The sequence below is a fragment of the Streptomyces sp. NPDC088810 genome, assembly GCF_044750305.1.
GTDB lineage: Bacteria > Actinomycetota > Actinomycetes > Streptomycetales > Streptomycetaceae > Streptomyces.
In genome coordinates, this window is the sequence record NZ_JBIVJQ010000008.1 from 318,731 (window position 1) to 339,769 (window position 21,039).

Here is a 21,039-nt window from a genome sequence, read left to right on the forward strand (position 1 = left end):
CGACGCCCCCGGTGTGTGCTCATCCGTACATTCTGTCGTCATCGACAGGCCCCGGAGTCCGTGCCCGAAGAGGCAGGAGGACCCGGGAAGTGTTCACCGGAATCGTCGAAGAGCTGGGTGAGGTCACCGCCGTCGAGAACCTCGGCGACGCCTCCCGCTTCCGGCTCCGCGGCCCCGTCGTGACCGAGGGTGCGCAGCACGGCGACTCCATCGCCGTGAACGGGGTCTGTCTCACCGTGGTGGAGCACGAGGGCGACGAGTTCACCGCCGACGTCATGGCCGAGACCCTGAAGCGCTCCAGCCTCGGCGCGCTCACCGCCGGCTCCCGCGTCAACCTGGAACGCCCCACCGCCGTCGGCGCCCGCCTCGGCGGCCACATCGTGCAGGGGCACGTGGACGGCACCGGCGAGATCCTGGAGCGCAAGCCCTCCGAGAACTGGGAGATCGTCAAGATCTCGCTCCCCGCGGAACTCTCCCGGTACGTCGTGGAGAAGGGCTCCATCACCGTCGACGGCATCAGCCTCACCGTGGTCGACGCCGGCCCGGACCACTTCACCGTCAGCCTCATCCCGACCACCCTCGCCCTCACCACGCTCGGCGTGAAGCAGCCCGGCGACCCGGTCAACCTCGAGGTGGACGTCATCGCCAAGTACGTCGAGCGGCTCCTCGGCGACCGTGCCCAGGGGGGCGCCAAGTGAACTGGACGAACTCCGAGGCGTTCACCCTCTTCGGCCAGCACATCATCTGGTCGGACATGATCGGCAACATCCTGGGCCTCATCACCCTCGCCCTCGGCTGGCGCCGCTCCCTGTGGACCTGGCCCGTCCAGTTCCTGTCCGGCCTCGTCCTCTTCGCCGCCTTCTACGGCCACCTGACCGGCAGCGCCGGCAAGCAGGCCGTCGTCATGGCCGTCGCGCTGTACGGCTGGTGGCAGTGGCAGCGCAGCAAGGACCGGTCCGCGGACGGCCACATCACCCCCCGGTTCGCCACCTGGCCCGAGCGCGCGGCGATGCTCGCCGCGGCCGCCGCCGGCACGGTCGCCGTCGCCCTGCTCTTCACGGCGTACCCGAAGCTGTCCTGGGACCCCTGGCCCGACGCCTACATCTTCGTCGGCACCATCGTCGCGATGTACGCCCAGGCCAAGGGCATGGTCGAGTTCTGGTTCGCCTGGCTGCTCGTCGACCTCGTCGGCGTCCCCCTCAACTTCGCCAACGGCTACGCCTTCTCGGGCTTCGTCTACGTCATCTACGGCGCACTCGTCCTGTGGGGCATGCGCGACTGGTGGCTGCGCTCCCGCCGGGGCCCGCAGCCCGCACTGGAAGGAGCGCCGGCATGACCTCGGCACCGCTGCTGTACGACGGCAACGACCAGGAGAACTTCGCGCTCGACCCGGTCGAGCAGGCCATCGCCGACATCGCGGCGGGCCGCCCGGTGGTCGTCGTGGACGACGAGGACCGGGAGAACGAGGGCGACCTCGTCATCGCCGCCGAGAAGGCCACCCCCGAGATCGTCGCCTTCATGATGAGCGAGTGCCGGGGCCTGATCTGCGCGCCCATGGAGGGCGAGGAGCTGGACCGGCTCCGGCTGCCGCAGATGGTCGAGGACAACACCGAGTCCATGAAGACCGCCTTCACCGTCTCGGTGGACGCCTCCGCCGCGCACGGCGTGAGCACCGGCATCTCGGCCGCCGACCGCGCCACCACCCTCCAGCTCCTGGCGAGCGGCACCGCCGAACCCGCCGACCTGGTCCGTCCCGGCCACGTCTTCCCGCTGCGCGCCAGGACCGGCGGCGTCCTGGTCCGCAACGGCCACACCGAGGCCGCCGTCGACCTCGCCCGGCTCGCGGGCCTGCGCCCGGCCGGCGCCATCGTGGAGATCGCCGGCGAGGACGGCCGGATGCTGCGCCTGCCCGAGCTGATCCCGTTCGCCCGCAAGCACGGCCTGACGATCATCTCCATCGAGGACCTGATCGCCTACCGCCGCAGCAGCGAGCCCACCGTGCGCCGCGAGGCCGAGACCCGCCTCCCCACCCGGCACGGCACCTTCACCGCCTACGGCTACCGGTCCACCGTCGACGGCGTCGAGCACGTCGCCCTCGTCCACGGCGAGATCGGCGACGGCGAGGACGTCCTGGTCCGCGTCCACTCCGAGTGCCTCACCGGCGACGTCTTCGCCTCCCTGCGCTGCGACTGCGGCCCCCAGCTGGACACCGCCCTGGAACGCATCCAGGCCGAGGGCCGGGGCGTCGTCGTCTACCTGCGCGGACACGAGGGACGCGGCATCGGCCTGCTGTCCAAGCTGCGCGCCTACGAGCTGCAGGAGCAGGGCCGCGACACCCTGGACGCCAACCTGGAACTCGGCCTGCCCGCCGACGCCCGCGACTACGGCGCCGGCGCGCAGATCCTCGCCGACCTCGGCGTGCGCGGGGTCCGGCTGATGACCAACAACCCCGAAAAGACCGACGCGCTGCTCAGCCACGGCCTGAAGGTCACCGGCCGCGAGCCGATGCCGGTCCAGGCCGGCGAGCACAACCTCCGCTACCTGCGCACCAAGCGGGACCGGATGGGCCACGACCTGCCCTGGCTCGACACGCCCGCCGTGTCGACCTGCGGCAACCAGTAAGCAAGAAAGCACTTAGGAGAGACGTGAGCGGCAAGGGTGCACCGGAGCTGTCCGTACGCAACGTGAGCGACCTCAGGGTCGCCGTCATCGCGGCGCAGTGGCACGAGAAGGTGATGGACGGTCTGGTCAACGGCGCCCTGCGCGCCCTGCACGACCTGGGCATCGACGAGCCGACCCTGATCCGGGTCCCCGGCAGCTTCGAGCTGCCCGTCGCCGCCAAGGTCCTCGCGGGCCGCGGCTACGACGCGGTGGTCGCCCTCGGCGTCGTCATCCGGGGCGGCACCCCCCACTTCGACTACGTGTGCCAGGGCGTCACCCAGGGCCTCACCCAGGTCTCCGTAGAGACCGGCGTCCCCGTCGGCTTCGGCGTGCTCACCTGCGACACCGAGGAGCAGGCCCTGGACCGGGCCGGCCTGGAGGGCTCGAACGAGGACAAGGGCCACGAGGCGGTGACGGCCGCCGTGTCGACGGCGGCCACGCTGCGTTCAGTATCCGAACCCTGGCACTAGGCGAGCCGCCGCAACGGCTAGGGTGGGGCTCACCATGTCCAAGAAGACGTTCGAGGAGCTCTTCACCGAGCTCCAGCACAAGGCCGCCCACGGCGATCCCGCCACCTCCCGCACCGCTGAGCTGGTCGGCAAGGGCGTCCATGCCATCGGCAAGAAGGTCGTCGAGGAGGCCGCCGAGGTCTGGATGGCCGCCGAGTACGAGGGCAAGGAGGCGGCCGCCGAGGAGATCTCGCAGCTGCTGTACCACGTCCAGGTGATGATGGTCGCCCGCGGCATCAGCCTGGACGACGTCTACGCCCACCTGTAAGCCGCGCCCCGCACCCCTCCCGTAGAGAACGAGCAAAGGAAGCCGACCTCATGCTGCGCATCGCCGTCCCCAACAAGGGTTCACTGTCCGGCCCTGCGGCGGAGATGCTGCATGAGGCCGGCTACCAGCAGCGCCGCGAGTCCAAAGAACTGCGCATCGTCGACCCGGAGAACGAGGTCGAGTTCTTCTACCTCCGCCCCCGCGACATCGCGATCTACGTCTCCTCCGGCCGCCTCGACATCGGCATCACCGGCCGTGACCTGCTGATCGACTCCGGCGCCGGCGCCGAGGAGATCCTGCCGCTCGGCTTCGCCCGCTCCACGTTCCGCTTCGCCGCCAAGCCCGGCACCGCCGAGGGCCTCGCGGACCTCAAGGGCAGGACGGTCGCCACCTCCTACGAGGGCATCGTCCAGAAGCACCTCGCCGACGGCGGCATCGACGCCTCCGTCGTCCACCTGGACGGCGCCGTCGAGACCGCGATCGAACTGGGCGTGGCCGAGGTCATCGCCGACGTCGTGGAGACCGGCACCAGCCTGCGCAACGCGGGCCTGGAGGTCTTCGGCGAGCCGATCATGAAGTCCGAGGCGATCGTCGTCCGCCGCACCGGCGCCGACGCCGAGGACCCCAAGGTCCAGCAGTTCCTGCGCCGCCTCCAGGGCGTCCTGGTCGCCCGGACGTACGTGATGATGGACTACGACTGCCGGGTCGAGCAGCTGGAGAAGGCCGTCGCGCTCACCCCCGGCCTGGAGTCCCCGACCGTCTCCCCGCTGCACAACGAGGGCTGGGTCGCGGTCCGCGCCATGGTCCCGGCCAAGGAGGCCCAGCGGATCATGGACGACCTCTACGCCATCGGCGCCCGCGCCATCCTGACCACGGCCATCCACGCCTGCCGCCTGTAAGGGGTACGCCGACCGATGACCGAACCGACCCCCCTTCCCGCCCTCCCCGTCACCTTCCGGCCGGGCCGCACCCGGGTGATCCTGCTCACCGCCGGTGTCGTGATCTTCCTGGTGATCTCCGGGATCGCGATGCTGCTGGAGCAGCTCGGCCCGGGGGAGCGGCTCAGCTTCATCCTCACCGGGGCGCTGATCTTCTGGGTGCTGGCCCAGCTCGCCCGGGTGAAGGTGGTCGCCGACGATTCCGGCGTCACCGTGGTGAACATCGCGAGCAAGCGGCGCCTGGTCTGGGCGGAGATCCTCCGGGTGAACCTCCGGCCGGGCGACCCCTGGGTGTTCCTCGACCTGAGCGACGGCACCAGCCTGCCCGCGCTCGGCATCCAGCCGGGCATCGCCAAACAGCGGGCCATCGCCGACGCCAAGACCCTGCGCGCGCTCGCCGAGGCCCACTCGGCGCCGTCCGCCCTGCCGCACGAGCCCAGATCTTGATTAATCTGGTGGGCGGAGGCCGACTCGCTGCGCCTCCGCCCCTGCGCGCCGCCCGGTGCACAGGGGTTCCTGCTACCCGAGGAGTGACTCCCTCCAGCGATGGACGGATCGTCCTGTAGTACCTGCGCCACCCCTGCCCGACAGAGCGGGAAGGCGGTGGCAGCGTGACCATCTCCCTGCTGCTCCTCGCAGCTGCGTTCCTGTTGATCCTCGCCAACGGCTTCTTCGTGGCGGCCGAGTTCGGCCTGGTGACGGTCGAGCGTCCGGAGGCCGAGCGGGCCGCCGCCGACGGCGACGCCCGCGCCCGTACGGTCGTGGAGTCGCTGAAGGAGCTGTCCTTCCAGCTCTCCGGCACCCAGCTCGGCATCACCATCACCTCCCTGGTCGTCGGCATGCTCGCCGAACCGGCCCTGGCCGAGCTGCTGCACGGCCCGTTCGCCGCGCTTGGCATCCCCGAGGGCGCCGCCTCCGGCATCGCCGTGGTCGTCGGCATGCTGCTGGCCTCCGCGATCCAGATGGTGATCGGCGAGCTCGTGCCCAAGAACTGGGCGGTGTCCCGGCCGCTGCAGGTCGCGCGCTTCGTGGCCGGCCCCCAGCACCGCTTCGCCCTGCTGTTCCGCCCGGTGATCTCCGGGCTGAACACGGTCGCCAACCGGCTGGTCCGCGCCCTCGGCGTCGAACCCGCCGAGGAGCTGGCCTCCGCCCGCACCCCCGGCGAGCTGGTCTCGCTGGCCCGGCACTCCGCCCGGGCCGGCGCCCTGGAGCAGGACACGGCCGACCTGTTCGTGCGCACCCTGTCCCTGGGCGAGCTGACCGCACAGCACGTCATGACCCCGCGCGTGAAGGTGAGCGCGCTGCAGGACTCCGCCACCGCCGAGGACGTCGTCAACCTCACCCGGGCCACCGGCCTGTCGCGCTTCCCCGTCTACCGGGAGAAGATCGACGAGATCGTCGGCATGGCCCACCTCAAGGACGCGCTGGCGGTCCCCGTGTACGACCGGCTGCGCACCCCGGTCAGCCGGATCGCCCGCAAGGCGCTCCTCGTCCCCGAGACCCTGCCCGTCCAGCCCCTGCTCGCCCGGCTGCGCAGCGAGCAGCCCATCGCGGTCGTCGTGGACGAGTACGGCGGTACGGCCGGCGTGGTCACCCTGGAGGACATCGTCGAGGAACTCGTCGGCGAGGTCCGCGACGAGCACGACGCCAAGGACACACCCGAGCTGGCCCCGGCCCCGCCCGAGGACGGCAGGCCCGCCTGGGACGTGGACGGCAGCTGCCGCGTGGACATCCTGCAGCGCATAGGCCTGGACGTGCCCGAGGGGCCGTACGAGACCGTCGCCGGACTGGTCGCCGACCTGCTCGGCCGGATCCCGGCCCCCGGCGACCGGGCCGAACTGCCCGGCTGGCGGCTCTCCGTCCGCCAGGTCGGCCACTACCGCGCCGAACGGGTCCGCCTGGTCAGGACGGTCCCGGCCGTGAACGCGCTGGAGGCCGCCCGATGAGCGTCCTCCAACTGGCCTTCGCGGGCCTGCTCGTGCTCGCCAACGGTTTCTTCGTCGGCGCCGAGTTCGCGCTCGTCTCCGTCCGCCGCAGCCAGATCGAACCGCTCGGCACCGCCCGGGCCCGCCAGGTGCTGTACGGCCTCGAACGCCTGCCCCAGATGATGGCCGCCGCCCAGTTCGGCATCACCGTCTGCTCCCTGACGCTCGGCGCGGTCGCCGAACCGACGGTGGCGAACCTGCTGGAGCCGCTGTTCGAGTGGATCCACCTCCCGCACGGCGTGATCCATCCGCTGGGCTACGTCATCGCGCTGGCCGCGGTGGTCTTCTTCCACCTCGTGATCGGCGAGATGGTCCCGAAGAACCTCGCGATGGCCGCCCCGGAGAAGGCCGCGCTGTGGCTCAGCCCCGGCCTGGTGTACTTCGCGCGCCTGTGCAAGCCGATCACGGTGGCCCTCGGCGCCTGCGCCCAGGGCATCCTGCGGCTGTTCCGGGTCGAGCCGAAGGACGAGGTCGAGGCGGTCGTCACCACCGAGCAGCTCAACCGGCTGCTGGAGGACTCCGGCCAGGCGGGCCTCCTCGACCCCGAGGAGCAGGAGCGCCTGGAGGACGCACTGGAGCTGGGCTCCCGCCCGGTGACGGACGTCCTGCTGCGCCGGGAGTCCCTGGTCACGGTGGAGCCCTCGGTCACCCCGGGCGAGATCGTGGAGCTGACCGCCCGCACGGGCTACTCCCGCTTCCCGGTCGCGGCGACCGAGAAGGGCCCCTTCATGGGGTACGTGCACGTGAAGGACGTCCTCGACCTGGAGGACTCCGAGCGGGCCGTCCCGCAGCAGGTGTGGCGCCCGATGGCCACGCTCCGCGCCGAGCTGCCGCTCGACGACGCCCTCACCGTCATGCGCCGCGCGGCCACCCATCTGGCCCAGGTGGCCGACGCCTCCGGCAAGGTCCTGGGCCTGGTGGCCCTGGAGGACGTCCTGGAGATGCTGGTGGGAGAGGTACGGGACCCGGCGCACCGGGAGGCTCCCGAGGTGCGGCTGACCGAGCCGAGGGCGAGCGGGGAACCGGAGGAGGCCGGAGCGATGGCCTAGCTGTAGGACGACGGATCCTGCGGCCCCCGGCCCGACAGCACCTCCCCGTAGGCCTGCATCAGGTCGGGCAGCCGCAGGGTCGCCAGGTCCTCCCTGGACAGGGAGCCGGCGTACGTCGACAGGCGGAGGTCCCGGTACGCACAGCTCTTCTCGTACAGCGTCCGCAGGAACCGCCCGTTCCCCAGCTCGTCGATCCACCCCTGGTCGACCACGTGTCCGGCGATGGAGCGCAGCTCGTCCAGCGCCTCGTCGTCCCACTGGTCCCCGTTCTCCGCTGCGAGCACCTTGCCGATCTCGGTCAGCTCCAGCGGCCGGTAGGAGGGGAAGTCGACCCGGGTGGTGAAACGGGAGGACAGGCCGGGGTTGGCGGCGAGCAGGCGGTCCATGCCCTCCGGGTAGCCGGCCAGGATCACCACCAGGTGGTCGCGGTTGTCCTCGGCCCGCTTCAGCAGCACCTGCAGCGCTTCGTCGCCGTACGCGTCGCCCTTGCCGTACCCGGAGTTGGACAGTGCGTACGCCTCGTCCACGAAGAGGACCCCGCCGATCGCGGAGTCGATCAGCTCGTTGGCCTTCACGGCCGTCTGGCCCAGGTACTCGCCGACCAGGTCGGCCCGCTGGGCCTCCACGAGGTGGTCGCCGCCGAGGAGCCCCAGCGCGTAGAACACGCGCCCGAGGATCCGCGCGACCGTGGTCTTGCCCGTGCCGGACGGCCCGGAGAAGACGAAGTGCCGTTTGGGCGGCTGCACCGGCAGACCCTGCCCGGCTCGCAGCCGGGCCATGTTCAGCTGCGCCGACAGCGCCTTGACCTGGCGCTTGACCGGCTCGAGCCCGACCATGCGCTCCAGTTCGGCGAGCGCCTCCTCGAGTAACGCGGGGTCCGTCGGGCCGGCCGGGATCGGCGAGCCGGTCACCCCGGACACCCCGGTCTTCGTGCGCACCGAGGGATCGGTCACCGACGGCAGCGGCCCGGTCGGCAGCTCGGGCTCCGGCAGCCGCAGGTCCCGGCCCTCCATGCCGAACAGCGGATCCAGCCCGTCCGCCCCGTCCACCGTGTCCTGCCCGGCGCCGGTCAGCGTGATCGCGGCGAGGTCGGCCGTCTCGTCGTACCCGTCGCCCTCGGAGATCGCGGCGAGCCGGGCGGAGGTGTCCATGAAGGCCGGGTCGACCCGGTGCACCGCCCGGTACAGGGGGAGCGCGGCGGCCGAGCGCCCCGTTCCCTCGTGCGCCCGCGCCAGCCAGTACCGCAGCTCCTTGCGCTGCGGCTGCTCGCTGCGGCACCGCATCAGCGCCGCCGCCAGCAGCGGCTCGGCCTGGCCGTACATCTCCAGCCGGACTCGGGCCATGCCGCCGAACAGGCCGGCCTCGATGCCGAGCAGGGGATCGTCCAGCAGCGGGTCGGTGTGCCGGACCAGCTGCTCCCAGTCCTTGACCAGGTAGGCGCGGCAGGCGTGCAGAAAGCGGACCTGCGGGTCGGCGTCGACCGGGGGCAGTCCGGCGAGGGCGCGGTCCAGCTCGGGCACATGCCGGCCGTCCAGCCAGTGGGAGGCGTGCGCCAGCAGCAGATCGCGCGGACTCTCCAGCACCGGCTGCACCCACCAGCCCAGCCAGTACCAGGAGTTGAGGGCGCGGCGGTGCCGGGTGCGCTGTTCGCCGAAGCGGTCGCGGTGCCGGAACATCCGCAGCAGCGCGGTGGTCGTGTCGACCCGGAGCGCGTGCAGCCCGAGCCAGGCGTCGGCCATGCCCGCGTCCATCCGCACCGCGGTGCGGAACTCCTCCTCCGCCTGCGGGTAGGCGCCCATCGTGTAGGCGTCCACACCCCGCAGCCAGGCGAGGTCGGCCGGGGCCTCGGGGCCCTGCGTGCCGAAGTCCATCACGTCCCCCCACAAACCGTGCCCCCGTGGTTCACCACCGGGCAGTCGCCCGACGGCCGCCGCGGTCGAACCGCTGTGCCGCGGACCGGAGTTGCAAGGTGCGAGGCAGCCGCTCGAAGGTCGCACCGAGGGCATCGTACCCGCGGTACCTGCGCGGGCCGAAGGGTGCCGCACGGGGCGTTCGGCGAGGTGGGAGCAGACGGGGCGCACGGCGTTTCGTGACCGAGGGTGAGAGGCACGGTGCGCGGGGCGGCCGGAAACGGGTACCGCGGGCAGAACGAAGCCCCCGGTCACGGGGGAACAACCGGGGGCCTCGCGTTGGTGAGCGACTCCTAAAGCCGCACATTGAGAACGTAAGACCTGTACGGCCCCCGGGTCAAGCAGAGTTGAGGCACTCGGAGAAGTTGTCCCGCAAGGCTCTTCACCACTTCACCACATCGGGGACGGCCCATTACGCAGCGTCACATCGGGCCCGGCTTCGGGAGTCGCCCCCGGCCCCGGCAGCACCTCGTACCCCTCCTGCAGCTGGAGCACCAGCAGATCGGCATGGGGGCGTGAGGGATCGGCGGCGAAGTGCGCTCGCTCCGCCGCGACCCAGCCCTCCCAGAACTCCCGCTGTTCCGCGCCGTCCCGCTGCCGGCCACGCGCCCAGGACTCCGCCGGGGGCAGCTCCATCCACAGCAGCCGGGCCAGATACGGCCGCAGCGCCCGGCGGCCGGCGCCGACGCCCTCGATCAGGACGACGGGTGCGGCCGGCAGCGGGCGCGGGACGCCGAAGGTGCGGGACCGCCAGTCATAGGGGGTGTAGTACGCGCTCTCGCCGCGGGCGAGGGGCTCGATCACCTGGGTCATGAGCCGGCCGGTCCAGGCGAAGAGCTGCTCGTGGCTGGCGATGTCGTCGAGGTGGAGCACCGGAGCCCCGCCCAGCGCGTGCGCCAGCCGTCCGGCGAAGGTGGACTTCCCGGAGCCGGCGTGCCCGTCGACGGCGATCAGCCGGACCGGTCCCAGCGAGGGAGGGAGCCCGTGCAGCCGGGCGGCGAGGTCGTGAATGGCGATTCCCCGGGGCGTGTGGTGTGCGTGGGGCCTGTGGTGCGGTGTGTGGGTTTTCCGTGAAACAGTCTAGTAGCGGCACATAGCGGCCAGACCGGGGGACCGCCGGACCGGGAAAACGTCACGTATTGAACCATCGGCTGGCGGCCAGTCAATGGCACCCGATAAACATTCCGAATCCCCTGACCGATATGTCGAATTCGGCGTTCCGGGTGTGGCCGACGCTGAGTAAGGTGCCTCCTGCGCACCGTGATGCGTCGAACGGGGACTGGGCAGGGGGACATGGCCGCGGAGTTATTCGAAGGGCACTACGTATGGCACCCGGCGGCCGACGACCGCGTGCTGGCGAGCGTATGCGTCGATGTGCGCGCCGGCCGTTATCGATACGCCCACGAGGCGCTCGCCGAGACGCGTACCGACTTCGCCCTGCGCGCCCACCGCTCGCTGGTCCTCGCCTCCGAGGCGGCCGGCACCGACCTGGTGGAACGCTGGCTCGCCGAGGAGCCGACGCCCGAGGCCGCGCTGATGTGGGCCCGGGTCGCGGTGCAGCGCGCGCTGCGGGCCGCCGACGCGCGCGACGACCGCGCCGAGGCGCTGGAGCGGATCGCCCTGACCGCCTGCGACCGGGCCGCCGAGGCGGACCCGGCCGACCCCACCCCCTGGGTCGCCCGGCTCGCCATGGCCCGGCTGCACCGGCTGCGCGACCCCGCCCCGCAGGGCCTGCTCACCGCCCCGCCCGGCCCCTGGCGGCTGTTCGCGCACATCCTCTCCCTCGACCCCTGGCACCGCGAGGCCCACCACCGCTTCCTCTCCTTCTTCTTCACGCGCCACGGCGGCTCGGTCACCGCGGCCTGGGACGTGGCCGCCTTCCTCAGTCAGCGGGCGCCCGCCGACTGCGCCCTCCGGCTGCTGCCCCTGGTGGCCCTGGTGGAGAGCTACAACCCCACCCAGCTGCTCGCCGACCGGGTCTGGGAGCAGCCCCAGTGGCGCGCCACCGCGCTGGCCGTCTACCAGAACTGGCTGCCCACGGTGGCCGGTTACCGCTTCACCCCGGTGCTCGACCTGGCCTACCTCGCGCACGCGCTGGTCATGGGCCAGCGCGAGTTCGAGGCCCGGGCGGTCTTCACGGCGATGGGTCCGTACGCCTCCCGCATGCCCTGGAGTGCCTTCGGCGACCCCGCCGAGCAGCTCTCCCGGGCCCGGCGCGCCTGCGGCCTGCCCGTCCCGGGACCCGCCTGACCCGCTCGTCCCCACCCCCCATCGAGAGAGAGGCCGATCTGTGTCGGAACGGATGTCGACTCCCCGCTCGCGGGCCCGTGCCGCGGACCCCGTCGTGCTCGACGACGACGCCACCCTGCACGCGATGGGTTATCCGCGAAAACTCACCCGGCGTTTCCATGCGTTCGACAACTTCGCGATCTCGTTCACCATCATCAATATTCTCTCGGGTATTTTCTCGTCCTTCGGATTCGGGATGAACGCGGGCGGCCCGCGCATTCTCGTGTTCGGCTGGATCGGCGTCTCGCTCATGGTGCTGCTCATCGGCGCGGCCATGGCGGAAGTCGCCTCCGCCTATCCGACGAGCGGTGCCCTGTATTTCTCCGCGGGAAAACTCGCCAAGCGGCACAAAGGCGCCTGGTCGTGGTTCACGGGCTGGCTGAACTTCGTGGGCCAGATCGGCGGCACCGCCGCCACCGGCTATGCCGCCGCCACCTTCATCCAGGTGTTCGTGCAGCTGCAGTGGCCCTCCTACCAGCCGACCGCGCACCAGACGGTCCTCATCACGGCCCTCGTCATCGTGCTGCAGGGACTCGCCAACACCTACACCGTCCAGCTGGTCGCCCTGCTGAACCGAATTTCCGTGTGGTGGCTGCTGATCGGACTCGTCGTGATCGTGGGGGCACTGATAGTGATGCCCGATCATCACCAGTCCGCGTCCTTCGTGACGCATTTCGAGAACAACACCGGCTTCACGAGCGGGCTTTACGGCGGCATGCTCGGCCTGCTGGTGACCAGCTGGACCTTCACCGGGTTCGACGGCAGCTTCCACATGTCCGAGGAAACGGTCCGCGCGACGGTCAGCGCCCCGAAGGGCATCACCCGCGCCATCGGCTATTCCGCGGTCGCCGGCCTGGTCCTGATGCTGGCACTGGTCTACAGCATCGGCGACTACGCCGAGGTGGCCGGTGCGTCCGCGCCGCCGGTCCGGATCCTCATCGACGGCCTCGGCCTGCGTACCGCCAAGGTGATGCTGCTCATCGTCATCGGCGCGATGCTCTTCTGCGGGCTGGCCAACCTCACCAGCAACACCCGGCAGATCTTCGCCTTCTCCCGGGACGGCGCCATGCCGGGCTCCCGCTGGTGGCACTCGGTCTCGCTGCGCACCCGTACACCGGTGAAGGCCGTGTGGCTCGCGGTCGCCTGCTCGCTGGCCCTGGTGGTGCCGGGCTGGTGGTCGCACACGGCGTTCACCGCCATCGTCAGCGTCAACGTGGTCGGGCTCTTCCTGGCCTACGCCGTGCCGATCTTCCTGCGGCTGCGGCTCGGTGACGCCTTCCAGCCGGGGCCCTGGCACCTGGGCCGCTGGGGCAGGCCGATCGGCTGGCTCGCGGTGGTCTGGATCCTGCTCAGCAGCGTCCTGTTCATGCTGCCGCAGGCCTCGCCGATCACCGTCGACTCCTTCAACTACGCGCCGATCGCGCTCGCCGCGGTCCTGCTGGTGGCCACGGTGTGGTGGTTCGCCACGGCCCGCCGCCGCTTCCAGGGGCCGGTGAGCTACGGGCGGCCCGACGAGGTCGCCGCGATGGATCTCGTCTGACCGGGCCGTCCGGCCCGGGTGGCGGGGGCGTGGCCGTGGTACGGGCGCGTGGGGGCTGGGATTCCCCGCGCCCCGTCGGGCGCTCCCGCCCAGCTCCTTCCAGTGGCCCAGACCAATATTCATGGCGCGGCATACGCGGAAGTGCTGGCAGCGCCATCCGGCCTCCTTCATAGTTACCGCACCGGACCAGCCCGACTCGGACACCCTGGGGGTCATCGCGCCCATGAGCAGAGCCCGACAGCCGTCCCGCAGAACCGTTCTGGCAGTGGCCGTCGCCGCGGCGGTGACCGGCACGGCGGCCCCCGCTGCCGCCGCCGGACCGCGCCCCACCGCCGACACCGACGACCCCGGCCGGACGCAGGGCCGCCCGATCGACTACCACGCCTGGACGACGTACCGGGACTGGCGATGCGGCACCGCCCAGGGCACCCGGGCGGTGTCCGGCCGGCGTCCCGGCGTCGTGATCGGCGCCCCCGCCGGCCGTACCGACTACACCGACCCGCACACCGGGACCACCGCCACGTGGGAGTACGCCACCTGGACCTCCCCGGTGCACCGGCTCACCGTGCCCGCGACCGAGGTCGTCGCCTCCTGGAACGCGGACACCCCCGACGGCACCTGGCTCCAGGTCGAGCTGCACGGCACGTACTCCGACGGCACCGAGACGCCCTGGTACGTGATGGGCCGCTGGGCGGCCGGCGACCAGGACATCAAGCGGACCTCGGTGGACGACCAGACCGACGGCAAGAGCACCATCTGGACCGACACGTTCGCCGTCGACGACGCGAGCACCGGCCTGCGCCTGACGTCCTACCGGCTGCGCCTGACCCTCTACCGCCGGCCCGGCACGCGTCTCACGCCGACCGTGTGGCGGCTCGGCGCGATGGGCTCCGACATCCCCGACCGCTTCACCGTCCCGGCCTCCACCCCCGGCCTCGCCCAGGAACTGGCCGTCCCGCGCTACTCGCAGGAGATCCACAAGGGTCAGTACCCCGAGTACGACAACGGCGGCGAGGCCTGGTGCAGCCCCACCTCCTCGCAGATGATCGTCGAGTACTGGGGCGGACGGCTCACGCCCGAGCAGCTGTCCTGGGTCGATCCGTCCTACGCCGACCCGCAGGTCTGCCACGCGGCCCGGTTCACCTACGACCACCAGTACCAGGGCTGCGGCAACTGGCCCTTCAACGCCGCCTACGCGGCCACCTTCGACGGGCTGCAGGGCGTCGTCACCCGGCTCGCCTCCCTCACCGACCTGGAGACGCTGATCGCGGCCGGCATCCCGGCCATAACGTCCCAGTCGTTCCGCAAGGAGGAGCTGACGGGGGCCGGCTACGGCACCTCCGGGCACCTGATGACCGTCATCGGCTTCACCGCCGAGGGGGACGTGATCGCCAACGACCCGGCCTCGCCGAACGACGAGGCGGTGCGGCGCGTCTACAAGCGGCGCGAGTGGGAGAACATCTGGCTGCGGACCAAGCGGTACAACGCCTCCGGCAAGGTCGTCTCCGGCACCGGTGGGGTCTGCTACCTGTACTTCCCGGCCCACCCGACCCCGCACCAGCGCAAGGCGCTCGCCGCGGTGGGCGTGCACTGAAGGCCGGTGTCCCGCGGCCTGTGACCAAGCTCATCGCCGCGAACCCGGACGCGGGTGGCATGGTGGACACATGGGTGGGGGGATTCCGCCGTATACGTCCGACCTCTGCGAGTAACACCATGACCGCACACCCGGCCACCGCCACCCGCGCCGTCACCGGAGGCCCCGGGGAAGACGGGCCGAAGATCCTCGAACACGCCCTGGGCTGGGTCCTCGTCGCGGTGTTCGCCATGCTCGTGACCCAGCTCGGCCTGCTCTGAACCGACCGCTCAGGCGTGCGGCTTGTTCTGACATACTGCGCGTGTCCCGCCGCGCCTAGTCCGGGGTCGATCGTGAACATGCCGCAGCAGCGTGCCGCCACCCCGGTGCGCGGCACCGAGCGCTCCGTGGCGCGCCGCGCCGAACTCATCGCCATCGGGCGGAAGTTGTTCGCCGACACGTCCTACGACGCGCTGTCCATGGACGACATCGCCCGCCACGCCCGGGTCGCCAAGGGACTGATCTACTACTACTTCCGGTCCAAGCGCGGCTACTACCTGGCGATCATCCGGGACTCCGTCGCCGACCTGGTCACCTCCGCTGCCGGCAGCCTCCAGCTGCCCGCCGTGGACCGCGTGCACCGCACGATCGACGGCTATCTGCGCTACGCCGAACACCACCAGGCCGCCTACCGCACCATCGTCAGCGGCGGCGTCGGCTTCGACGCCGAGGTGCACGCGATCCGGGACGGCGTGCGCGAGGCGATCATCGCCGCGATCGCCGAGGGGGCCTACGGCCGCGTGGACATCTCCCCGCTGGCCCGGATGGGCCTGCTGTCCTGGGTGTGCAGCGTGGAGGGCGCCACCCTGGACTGGATCAACCGCCCCCGGCTGTCCCGCGACACCATGCGCGAGCTGCTGGTGAAGACGCTGGGCGGGGTCCTGCGCGCCGTCGAGGAGCTGGACCCCGCCCACCCGGCCCCGCCGCCGGCCCGCCGGGACGGCTGACCGGGGCCGGCCGCCCGGACTAGTTGATCGCCTTGATCAGCTCACCGTTCGCCGTGTCGCCGCTCAGCTCCCAGAAGAAGGTGCCGCCGAGACCCTGCTGGTTCTTGTACGTCATCTTCGTGGCGATGGTCGACGGGGTGTCGTAGCTCCACCAGTCGCTGCCGCACTTGGCGTAGGCGGTGCCGCCCACGGTGCCGGTGGCCGGGCACTTGGTCCTGAGCACCTTGTAGTCGTCGATGCCCTGCTCGTACGTGCCCGCCGCCGGGCCGGTGGCCGTGCCGCCGGGCGCCGCCTGGGTGACGCCGGTCCAGCCGCGGCCGTAGAAGCCGATGCCGAGCAGCAGCTTGGAGGCCGGGATGCCGAGGCCCTTGAGCTTGGCGATGGTCGCCGACGTGTAGTAGTTCGCCTTGGGGATGCCCGAGTAGGAGTTCAGCGGGGAGTGCGGGGCGGTCGGGCCGGTCGCGTCCCAGGCGCCGAAGTAGTCGTACGTCATCGGGTTGTACCAGTCGACGTACTGGGCGGCGCCCGCGTAGTCCGCCGCGTCGATCTTGCCGCCGCTGGTGGCGTCCGCGGTGATCGCCGCGGTGACCAGGTTGCCGGAGCCGAACTTCGAGCGCAGGGCGGCCATCAGGTTCTTGAAGGCCGCCCGCCCGCTGGTGTCGCAGGTGTTGCCGCAGGCGTTCGGGTACTCCCAGTCGATGTCGATGCCGTCGAAGACGCCCGCCCACTTGGAGTTCTTCACCAGGTCGTAGCAGGACTGGGCGAAGGCGGCCGGGTTCTTCGCGGCCTCGCCGAAGCCGCCGGACCAGGTCCAGCCGCCGAAGGACCACAGGATCTTCAGGCCCGGGTGCTTCTTCTTCAGCTTCAGCAGCTGGTTGAAGTTGCCGCGCAGCGGCTGGTCCCAGGTGTCGGCGACGCCGTCGACGGACTCGGCGGCGGTGTAGGCCCGGTCGGTGGCCGCGTAGGAGTCGCCCATGGCGCACTTGCCGCCGGTGACGTTGCCGAAGGCGTAGTTGATGTGGGTCAGCCTGGCCCCGGAGCCGGAGGTCTCGATGTTCTTGACGTAGTACTTGCGGTCGTAGGTGCCCCATTCGGTGAAGTAGCCGACGACCTTGGAGCCGGCCGTCAGCTGCGGGGCGCTCGGGGCCGCCGCGGTCGCCGTGCCCGTGCCGGCCAGCAGGCCGGCGCCGAGGGCGGCGGTACACGCGGCCGAGACGAGTGCCCGGACGAGGGAGCGGTGGGGAGTGTGCATCGGGTGTCTCCTCGTGGGGGGAGGGGATCGCGCGCCGATTGGCATGAACGCGGTAAAGCGTTGGTCATGCACAGTAGGAGGACTAGACCACTAGGTCAATGGTTCGGACCAATTTCCGCCCCGCGGGCCACCCTGACTGGACTCTTGAAGTAAGCGGTCGTTAACTGGTGACGGGAGGTCGCCGATCGGGCATACTCACAGCGCATGCCGCAGGTCAGCAGCTTCCGAGACCCGGGAGCCGGTGCTTTCGGCCCAGCGCAACGATCAGGCGGAGCCGCCCCCCAACCCCGGGACGGACCGCCGGTGCCCGAACAGGGAGGAGCCGACGCCATGTCCGACCGCGACCCGCAGCCGGTGGAGCGTCAACTGCCCACGGAGGAGGCGAGGGATCTGCTCGCCCTCGTCCGGGACATCGCCCAGCGCGAGATCGCGCCGAAGGCCGCGGAGGAGGAGGACGCGGGACGCTTCCCGCACGAGATCTTCACCCTGCTCTCCGAGTCCGGCCTGCTGGGCCTGCCGTACGACTCGGAGTACGGCGGCGGCGACCAGCCGTACGAGGTGTACCTCCAGGTCCTCGAGGAGCTGGCCGCGGCCCGGCTCACCGTCGGCCTCGGCGTCAGCGTCCACACACTCGCGTCCTACGCGCTCGCCACCTACGGCACCAAGCAGCAGCAGGTCGAGCACCTGCCCGCGATGCTGGGCGGCGGCCTGCTCGGCGCCTACTGCCTGTCCGAGCCGTCCTCCGGCTCCGACGCGGCCTCCCTGCGCACCAAGGCCGTCCGGGACGGCGACAGCTGGGTGATCGACGGGACCAAGGCCTGGATCACGCACGGCGGGATCGCCGACTTCTACACCGTGATGGCCCGCACCGGCGAGGACGGCCCGCGCGGGATCACCGCCTTCCTGGTGCCCGGCGACGCGCCCGGCCTGAGCGGCGCGGCCCCCGAGAAGAAGATGGGCATGAAGGGCTCGCCCACCGCGCAGGTGCACTTCGACGGCGTCCGCGTCCCGGACGACCGGCGCATAGGCGAGGAGGGCCAGGGTTTCTCCATCGCCCTGGCGGCGCTCGACTCCGGCCGGCTCGGCATCGCCGCCTGCGCCATCGGCCTCGCCCAGGCCGCGCTGGACGAGGCGGTCCGCTATGCCACCCAGCGCCGCCAGTTCGGCCGGGCCGTCGCCGACTTCCAGGGCCTGCGCTTCATGCTCGCCGACATGGCCACCCAGATCGAGGCGGGCCGCGCGCTGTACCTCGCCGCGGCCCGGCTGCGCGACGCCGGCCGGCCGTTCGCCAAGCAGGCCGCCATGGCCAAGCTGCACTGCACCGACGCGGCCATGAAGGTCACCACGGACGCGGTGCAGATACTGGGCGGCTACGGCTACACCGCCGACTTCCCGGCCGAGCGCTATATGCGCGAGGCCAAGGTCCTGCAGATCGTCGAGGGCACCAACCAGATCCAGCGGATGGTCATCGCCCGTCACCTGGCGGGGCCAGAAGGTCGCTGAACTGGCCCGTGCGGACCGTGGGGGCCGCCAGCCTGACCCACTCCGGGTCGTGTCGGCCCGGCAGGGTACGGCCCCGGTCGGCCCAGGTCCGCATGAGGTCGCGGTAGATGGGCGGGTCCTGCGGCGCAGGCGGCGGAACCGATTCTGCCGGGCGGGGAACGAACATGCGGCGCTGACGCCCGGCCGTCGCGTACGTGGGGGTCATACCCGGGCAACGCGGCGACGGCCGGACAGGTCACCGCCCGACGCAATCGAGCGTCAGTTCACGGCCCGTCCGGTTCCCCCTCTGGCCCTCTGCGGTCGGCTGACGTACCGTCAGCGGACCATCGCCGAGGGGGTGCCCGTGGCCGACGACCGTCCCGTACCGCTCGACGAGTACCCCGTGCACCAGGTGCCGCTCTCCATGAAGCACGTGGCCACCGGCGACCGGAACGCCTACGACCGCTGCATCTTCCACGTCTTCGACCACACCGGCCGCGCCCTGCTCATCCTCGGCCTCGGCGTCTACCCCAACCTGGGCGTGACCGACGCCTACGCCACCCTGCGCACCGGCGACACCCTGCACGCCGTGCGCGCCTCCGACGCCCTCGGCGAGGACCGGATGCGGCTCGCCGTCGGCCCGCTGCGCATCGAGGTGGTACGGCCGCTCCAGCGCCTGCGCCTGGTCTGCACCGACGACCAGCTGGCGTACGACCTCACCTGGAGCGCCGCGTTCCCGGCGTTGTGGGAGCCGCACCACCTCCAGCGCCGGGGCGACCGGCTCACCCTGGAGGGCCGCCGCTTCGTCCAGGCGGGGCAGGTCGAGGGTGTGATCCGGGCGGCCGGTGCGGAGTTCGCCGTCTCGGCGGAGGGCTGGACCGGCACCCGGGACCGCAGCTGGGGCGTGCGCCCGATACCCGGTGAGGACGGCGGCCGGCTCGCCGCCGACCACCCCGCCGAGGGCTTCCACTGGATCTGGTGCCCGGTCCGCTTCGAAGACAGCTTCCTGATGGTCGTCGTCCAGGAGGACGCCGACGGCCACCGCTCCCTGAACGACGCCACCCTGGTCCGCCCCGGCCACCGCGACCGCCAACTCGGCTGGCCGCAGGCCGAGATCGGCTACCGCTCCGGCACCCGGCACCCCGAGCGGGCCGTCGTCCACCTCGGCGACGCACGCACGCCGCAGGAACTGGAGGTGGAGATCCTCGCCTCCTCACCGCTGGCCGTCGGTGCGGGCTATCCGCCGGCCGACGACTGGCAGCACGGCACCTGGCGCGGCGCCGGCTGGGTGGACCGCCGTACCTACGACATGTCGGCACCGCACCCGCTCGCCGCCTACGGCGTCACCGACCACTCCGCGCGCTTCCGCATGGACGGGCGGACCGGGTACGGCATCTTCGAGCACGGCTCGTTCGGCCGGCACGACCCGAGCGGGTTCGCGGACTTCACCTCCACGGCACCGTAAGGGGGCTTCGCCCATGGCCACGGCACCTCGTCCCCGCACCACCACCCGGGACTCCGCGGAACTGACCCGGCGCCTCACCGCCTGGCTCGGCACCCGGCTCCCGGGCGCCAGGGCCACCGGCGTCACCGTCCCGGCCTCCAACGGCATGTCCAGCGAGACCCTGCTGTTCGACATCGGCCATCCGCGGCCGCCGGTGCGCTCCTGCGTGCTGCGGATGGCGGCGGACCCGGCGGCGTACACCGTCTTTCCGGAGTACGACATGGCCCGCCAGTACCGCACCCTCGAGCTCGTGGCCGAGCACACGGACGTGCCCGTGCCCCGCGTGCTCTGGCTGGAGGAGGACCCGGCCCCGCTCGGGGCGCCGTTCTTCGTCATGGAACGGGTGGCCGGGCGCGTGCCCCCGGACGTCATGCCGTACACCTACGAGGGCAGTTGGCTGCACGCGGCGAGCGACGCCGAACGCGAGCACCTGGAAGCGGCCACGATCGGGCTGCTGGCCCGGCTGCACGACCAAGTACCCCTGTCCGCCGCCCCGTTCCTCACCCTGTCCGGGCAGGGCGACGCGCTGCGCCGGCATGTGACGGCCCAACGCGCCTACTACGCCTGGGTGGTCGACGGTCTCGCCCGCTCACCCCTCATCGAGGCCGCGTTCGACCGGCTGGCCGAGCTGTGGCCGCGCGAGCCCGGCGAACCCGTCCTCACCTGGGGGGACGCCCGCATCGGGAACGTCGTCTACGACGGCTTCGAGCCCGTCGCCGTACTGGACTGGGAGATGGCGGCGCCCGCCCCGCGCGAGGTGGACCTCGGCTGGACGATCTACCTGCACCGGTTCTTCCAGGACCTCACGACCGGCTCAGGACAGCGCGGGCTGCCCGGCCTGCTGCGCCGCGACCGGGTCGAGGCCCGCTACGCACGCCTGACCGGGCACACCCCGCGGGACATGGACTTCCATCTCCTGTACGCCGCCCTGCGGCACGCGATCGTCATGCTGCGCATCGCCTACCGCCAGGTGCACTTCGGGGAGGCCGCCGTCCCGGCGGACCCGGACACGCTGATCCTGCACCACGACAGCCTGCGCGCCATGGTGCAGGGCACGTACGGGAAGCGGTGA

General features: G+C 71.7%; 20 protein-coding genes. 17 read left to right on the forward strand and 3 right to left on the reverse strand.

Annotation, left to right across the window (positions count from 1 at the left end; translation table 11 throughout):
- The first annotated feature begins 89 nt into the window (after positions 1 to 89).
- The 9 genes from ACIP4Y_RS25790 to ACIP4Y_RS25830 all read left to right on the forward strand — a co-directional run bounded on the left by ACIP4Y_RS25790 (position 90) and on the right by ACIP4Y_RS25830 (position 7,410).
- On the forward strand, positions 90 to 698 hold the full coding sequence (locus tag ACIP4Y_RS25790) for a riboflavin synthase (protein WP_401397727.1): 609 nt from the start codon (positions 90 to 92) through the stop codon (positions 696 to 698).
- The gene (locus ACIP4Y_RS25795; protein ID WP_358646559.1) at positions 695 to 1,336 is read left to right on the forward strand and encodes a nicotinamide mononucleotide transporter family protein; all 642 of its coding nucleotides are present in this window, start codon (positions 695 to 697) and stop codon (positions 1,334 to 1,336) included. The genes ACIP4Y_RS25790 and ACIP4Y_RS25795 overlap by 4 nt, the downstream gene beginning before the upstream one ends.
- The gene (locus ACIP4Y_RS25800) at positions 1,333 to 2,622 is read left to right on the forward strand and encodes a bifunctional 3,4-dihydroxy-2-butanone-4-phosphate synthase/GTP cyclohydrolase II (RefSeq protein WP_401397730.1); all 1,290 of its coding nucleotides are present in this window, start codon (positions 1,333 to 1,335) and stop codon (positions 2,620 to 2,622) included. Before ACIP4Y_RS25795 ends, ACIP4Y_RS25800 begins: the two co-directional genes overlap by 4 nt.
- Positions 2,623 to 2,645: 23 nt before the next feature.
- Positions 2,646 to 3,131, forward strand: a complete 486-nt coding sequence (gene ribH / locus ACIP4Y_RS25805) for a 6,7-dimethyl-8-ribityllumazine synthase (RefSeq protein ID WP_358646555.1) — start codon at positions 2,646 to 2,648, stop codon at positions 3,129 to 3,131.
- Positions 3,132 to 3,165: 34 nt separating this feature from the next.
- Positions 3,166 to 3,438 carry a phosphoribosyl-ATP diphosphatase gene (locus tag ACIP4Y_RS25810; protein WP_007491392.1) on the forward strand — a complete coding sequence of 91 codons (273 nt, stop codon included), beginning with the start codon at positions 3,166 to 3,168 and terminating at the stop codon, positions 3,436 to 3,438.
- 50 nt (positions 3,439 to 3,488) lie between these two features.
- The gene (gene hisG, locus ACIP4Y_RS25815; RefSeq protein ID WP_401397735.1) at positions 3,489 to 4,337 is read left to right on the forward strand and encodes an ATP phosphoribosyltransferase; all 849 of its coding nucleotides are present in this window, start codon (positions 3,489 to 3,491) and stop codon (positions 4,335 to 4,337) included.
- Between the two features lie 15 nt (positions 4,338 to 4,352).
- The gene (locus ACIP4Y_RS25820) at positions 4,353 to 4,823 is read left to right on the forward strand and encodes a PH domain-containing protein (RefSeq protein ID WP_358646549.1); all 471 of its coding nucleotides are present in this window, start codon (positions 4,353 to 4,355) and stop codon (positions 4,821 to 4,823) included.
- A gap of 164 nt (positions 4,824 to 4,987) precedes the next feature.
- Positions 4,988 to 6,322 (forward strand): hemolysin family protein, encoded by a 1,335-nt coding sequence (locus ACIP4Y_RS25825; RefSeq protein ID WP_358646547.1) that lies wholly within the window; start codon positions 4,988 to 4,990, stop codon positions 6,320 to 6,322.
- Positions 6,319 to 7,410 carry a hemolysin family protein gene (locus ACIP4Y_RS25830; protein WP_401397740.1) on the forward strand — a complete coding sequence of 364 codons (1,092 nt, stop codon included), beginning with the start codon at positions 6,319 to 6,321 and terminating at the stop codon, positions 7,408 to 7,410. The genes ACIP4Y_RS25825 and ACIP4Y_RS25830 overlap by 4 nt, the downstream gene beginning before the upstream one ends.
- On the opposite strand, the gene ACIP4Y_RS25835 is transcribed toward ACIP4Y_RS25830, so the two are convergent.
- Positions 7,407 to 9,281 carry an AAA family ATPase gene (locus ACIP4Y_RS25835; RefSeq protein WP_401397743.1) on the reverse strand — a complete coding sequence of 625 codons (1,875 nt, stop codon included), beginning with the start codon at positions 9,279 to 9,281 and terminating at the stop codon, positions 7,407 to 7,409. The genes ACIP4Y_RS25830 and ACIP4Y_RS25835 overlap by 4 nt on opposite strands.
- Before the next feature lie 429 nt (positions 9,282 to 9,710).
- Entirely contained in the window at positions 9,711 to 10,331 is a 621-nt protein-coding gene (locus ACIP4Y_RS25840; RefSeq protein WP_401397880.1) for a uridine kinase, read from the reverse strand.
- A gap of 282 nt (positions 10,332 to 10,613) precedes the next feature.
- Between ACIP4Y_RS25840 and ACIP4Y_RS25845 the strand changes: the two genes are divergently transcribed.
- The 5 genes from ACIP4Y_RS25845 (at position 10,614) to ACIP4Y_RS25865 (ending at position 15,729) form a co-directional block, all read left to right on the forward strand.
- A complete protein-coding gene (locus ACIP4Y_RS25845; RefSeq protein ID WP_401397746.1) occupies positions 10,614 to 11,570 on the forward strand; it encodes a hypothetical protein in 957 nt (318 codons plus the stop codon).
- A 52-nt stretch (positions 11,571 to 11,622) separates the two neighbouring features.
- Positions 11,623 to 13,149 (forward strand): amino acid permease, encoded by a 1,527-nt coding sequence (locus ACIP4Y_RS25850; RefSeq protein WP_401397749.1) that lies wholly within the window; start codon positions 11,623 to 11,625, stop codon positions 13,147 to 13,149.
- A gap of 223 nt (positions 13,150 to 13,372) precedes the next feature.
- Positions 13,373 to 14,743 carry a peptidase C39 family protein gene (locus tag ACIP4Y_RS25855; RefSeq protein ID WP_401397752.1) on the forward strand — a complete coding sequence of 457 codons (1,371 nt, stop codon included), beginning with the start codon at positions 13,373 to 13,375 and terminating at the stop codon, positions 14,741 to 14,743.
- A 119-nt stretch (positions 14,744 to 14,862) separates the two neighbouring features.
- Positions 14,863 to 15,003 carry an SCO1431 family membrane protein gene (locus tag ACIP4Y_RS25860; RefSeq protein WP_401397755.1) on the forward strand — a complete coding sequence of 47 codons (141 nt, stop codon included), beginning with the start codon at positions 14,863 to 14,865 and terminating at the stop codon, positions 15,001 to 15,003.
- 78 nt (positions 15,004 to 15,081) lie between these two features.
- Positions 15,082 to 15,729: a TetR/AcrR family transcriptional regulator gene (locus tag ACIP4Y_RS25865; RefSeq protein ID WP_401397758.1), complete on the forward strand. Its 648-nt coding sequence runs from the start codon at positions 15,082 to 15,084 to the stop codon at positions 15,727 to 15,729.
- Between the two features lie 19 nt (positions 15,730 to 15,748).
- Here the strand turns inward: ACIP4Y_RS25865 and ACIP4Y_RS25870 are convergent, their stop codons facing one another.
- Positions 15,749 to 16,981 carry a glycoside hydrolase family 18 protein gene (locus ACIP4Y_RS25870; RefSeq protein WP_401397761.1) on the reverse strand — a complete coding sequence of 411 codons (1,233 nt, stop codon included), beginning with the start codon at positions 16,979 to 16,981 and terminating at the stop codon, positions 15,749 to 15,751.
- Between the two features lie 330 nt (positions 16,982 to 17,311).
- On the opposite strand from ACIP4Y_RS25870, the gene ACIP4Y_RS25875 reads away from it, so the two are divergent.
- The 3 genes from ACIP4Y_RS25875 (at position 17,312) to ACIP4Y_RS25885 (ending at position 21,039) form a co-directional block, all read left to right on the forward strand.
- Positions 17,312 to 18,484: an acyl-CoA dehydrogenase family protein gene (locus ACIP4Y_RS25875; protein ID WP_401397764.1), complete on the forward strand. Its 1,173-nt coding sequence runs from the start codon at positions 17,312 to 17,314 to the stop codon at positions 18,482 to 18,484.
- A 343-nt stretch (positions 18,485 to 18,827) separates the two neighbouring features.
- Positions 18,828 to 19,928: a hypothetical protein gene (locus tag ACIP4Y_RS25880; RefSeq protein ID WP_401397767.1), complete on the forward strand. Its 1,101-nt coding sequence runs from the start codon at positions 18,828 to 18,830 to the stop codon at positions 19,926 to 19,928.
- A 13-nt stretch (positions 19,929 to 19,941) separates the two neighbouring features.
- The gene (locus ACIP4Y_RS25885) at positions 19,942 to 21,039 is read left to right on the forward strand and encodes a phosphotransferase family protein (RefSeq protein ID WP_401397770.1); all 1,098 of its coding nucleotides are present in this window, start codon (positions 19,942 to 19,944) and stop codon (positions 21,037 to 21,039) included.

What these genes read in the sequence shown, in the direction of transcription:
- ACIP4Y_RS25835 (WP_401397743.1), bottom strand. Translation starts at nt 9,281, where the DNA reads ATGGACTTCGGCACGCAGGGCCCCGAGGCCCCGGCCGACCTCGCCTGG.
- ACIP4Y_RS25800 (WP_401397730.1), top strand. Translation starts at nt 1,333, where the DNA reads ATGACCTCGGCACCGCTGCTGTACGACGGCAACGACCAGGAGAACTTC.
- ACIP4Y_RS25865 (WP_401397758.1), top strand. Translation starts at nt 15,082, where the DNA reads ATGCCGCAGCAGCGTGCCGCCACCCCGGTGCGCGGCACCGAGCGCTCC.
- ACIP4Y_RS25870 (WP_401397761.1), bottom strand. Translation starts at nt 16,981, where the DNA reads ATGCACACTCCCCACCGCTCCCTCGTCCGGGCACTCGTCTCGGCCGCG.
- ACIP4Y_RS25855 (WP_401397752.1), top strand. Translation starts at nt 13,373, where the DNA reads ATGAGCAGAGCCCGACAGCCGTCCCGCAGAACCGTTCTGGCAGTGGCC.
- ACIP4Y_RS25860 (WP_401397755.1), top strand. Translation starts at nt 14,863, where the DNA reads ATGACCGCACACCCGGCCACCGCCACCCGCGCCGTCACCGGAGGCCCC.
- ACIP4Y_RS25830 (WP_401397740.1), top strand. Translation starts at nt 6,319, where the DNA reads ATGAGCGTCCTCCAACTGGCCTTCGCGGGCCTGCTCGTGCTCGCCAAC.
- ACIP4Y_RS25875 (WP_401397764.1), top strand. Translation starts at nt 17,312, where the DNA reads ATGTCCGACCGCGACCCGCAGCCGGTGGAGCGTCAACTGCCCACGGAG.
- hisG (WP_401397735.1), top strand. Translation starts at nt 3,489, where the DNA reads ATGCTGCGCATCGCCGTCCCCAACAAGGGTTCACTGTCCGGCCCTGCG.
- ACIP4Y_RS25810 (WP_007491392.1), top strand. Translation starts at nt 3,166, where the DNA reads ATGTCCAAGAAGACGTTCGAGGAGCTCTTCACCGAGCTCCAGCACAAG.
- ACIP4Y_RS25845 (WP_401397746.1), top strand. Translation starts at nt 10,614, where the DNA reads ATGGCCGCGGAGTTATTCGAAGGGCACTACGTATGGCACCCGGCGGCC.
- ACIP4Y_RS25850 (WP_401397749.1), top strand. Translation starts at nt 11,623, where the DNA reads ATGTCGACTCCCCGCTCGCGGGCCCGTGCCGCGGACCCCGTCGTGCTC.
- ACIP4Y_RS25885 (WP_401397770.1), top strand. Translation starts at nt 19,942, where the DNA reads ATGGCCACGGCACCTCGTCCCCGCACCACCACCCGGGACTCCGCGGAA.
- ACIP4Y_RS25820 (WP_358646549.1), top strand. Translation starts at nt 4,353, where the DNA reads ATGACCGAACCGACCCCCCTTCCCGCCCTCCCCGTCACCTTCCGGCCG.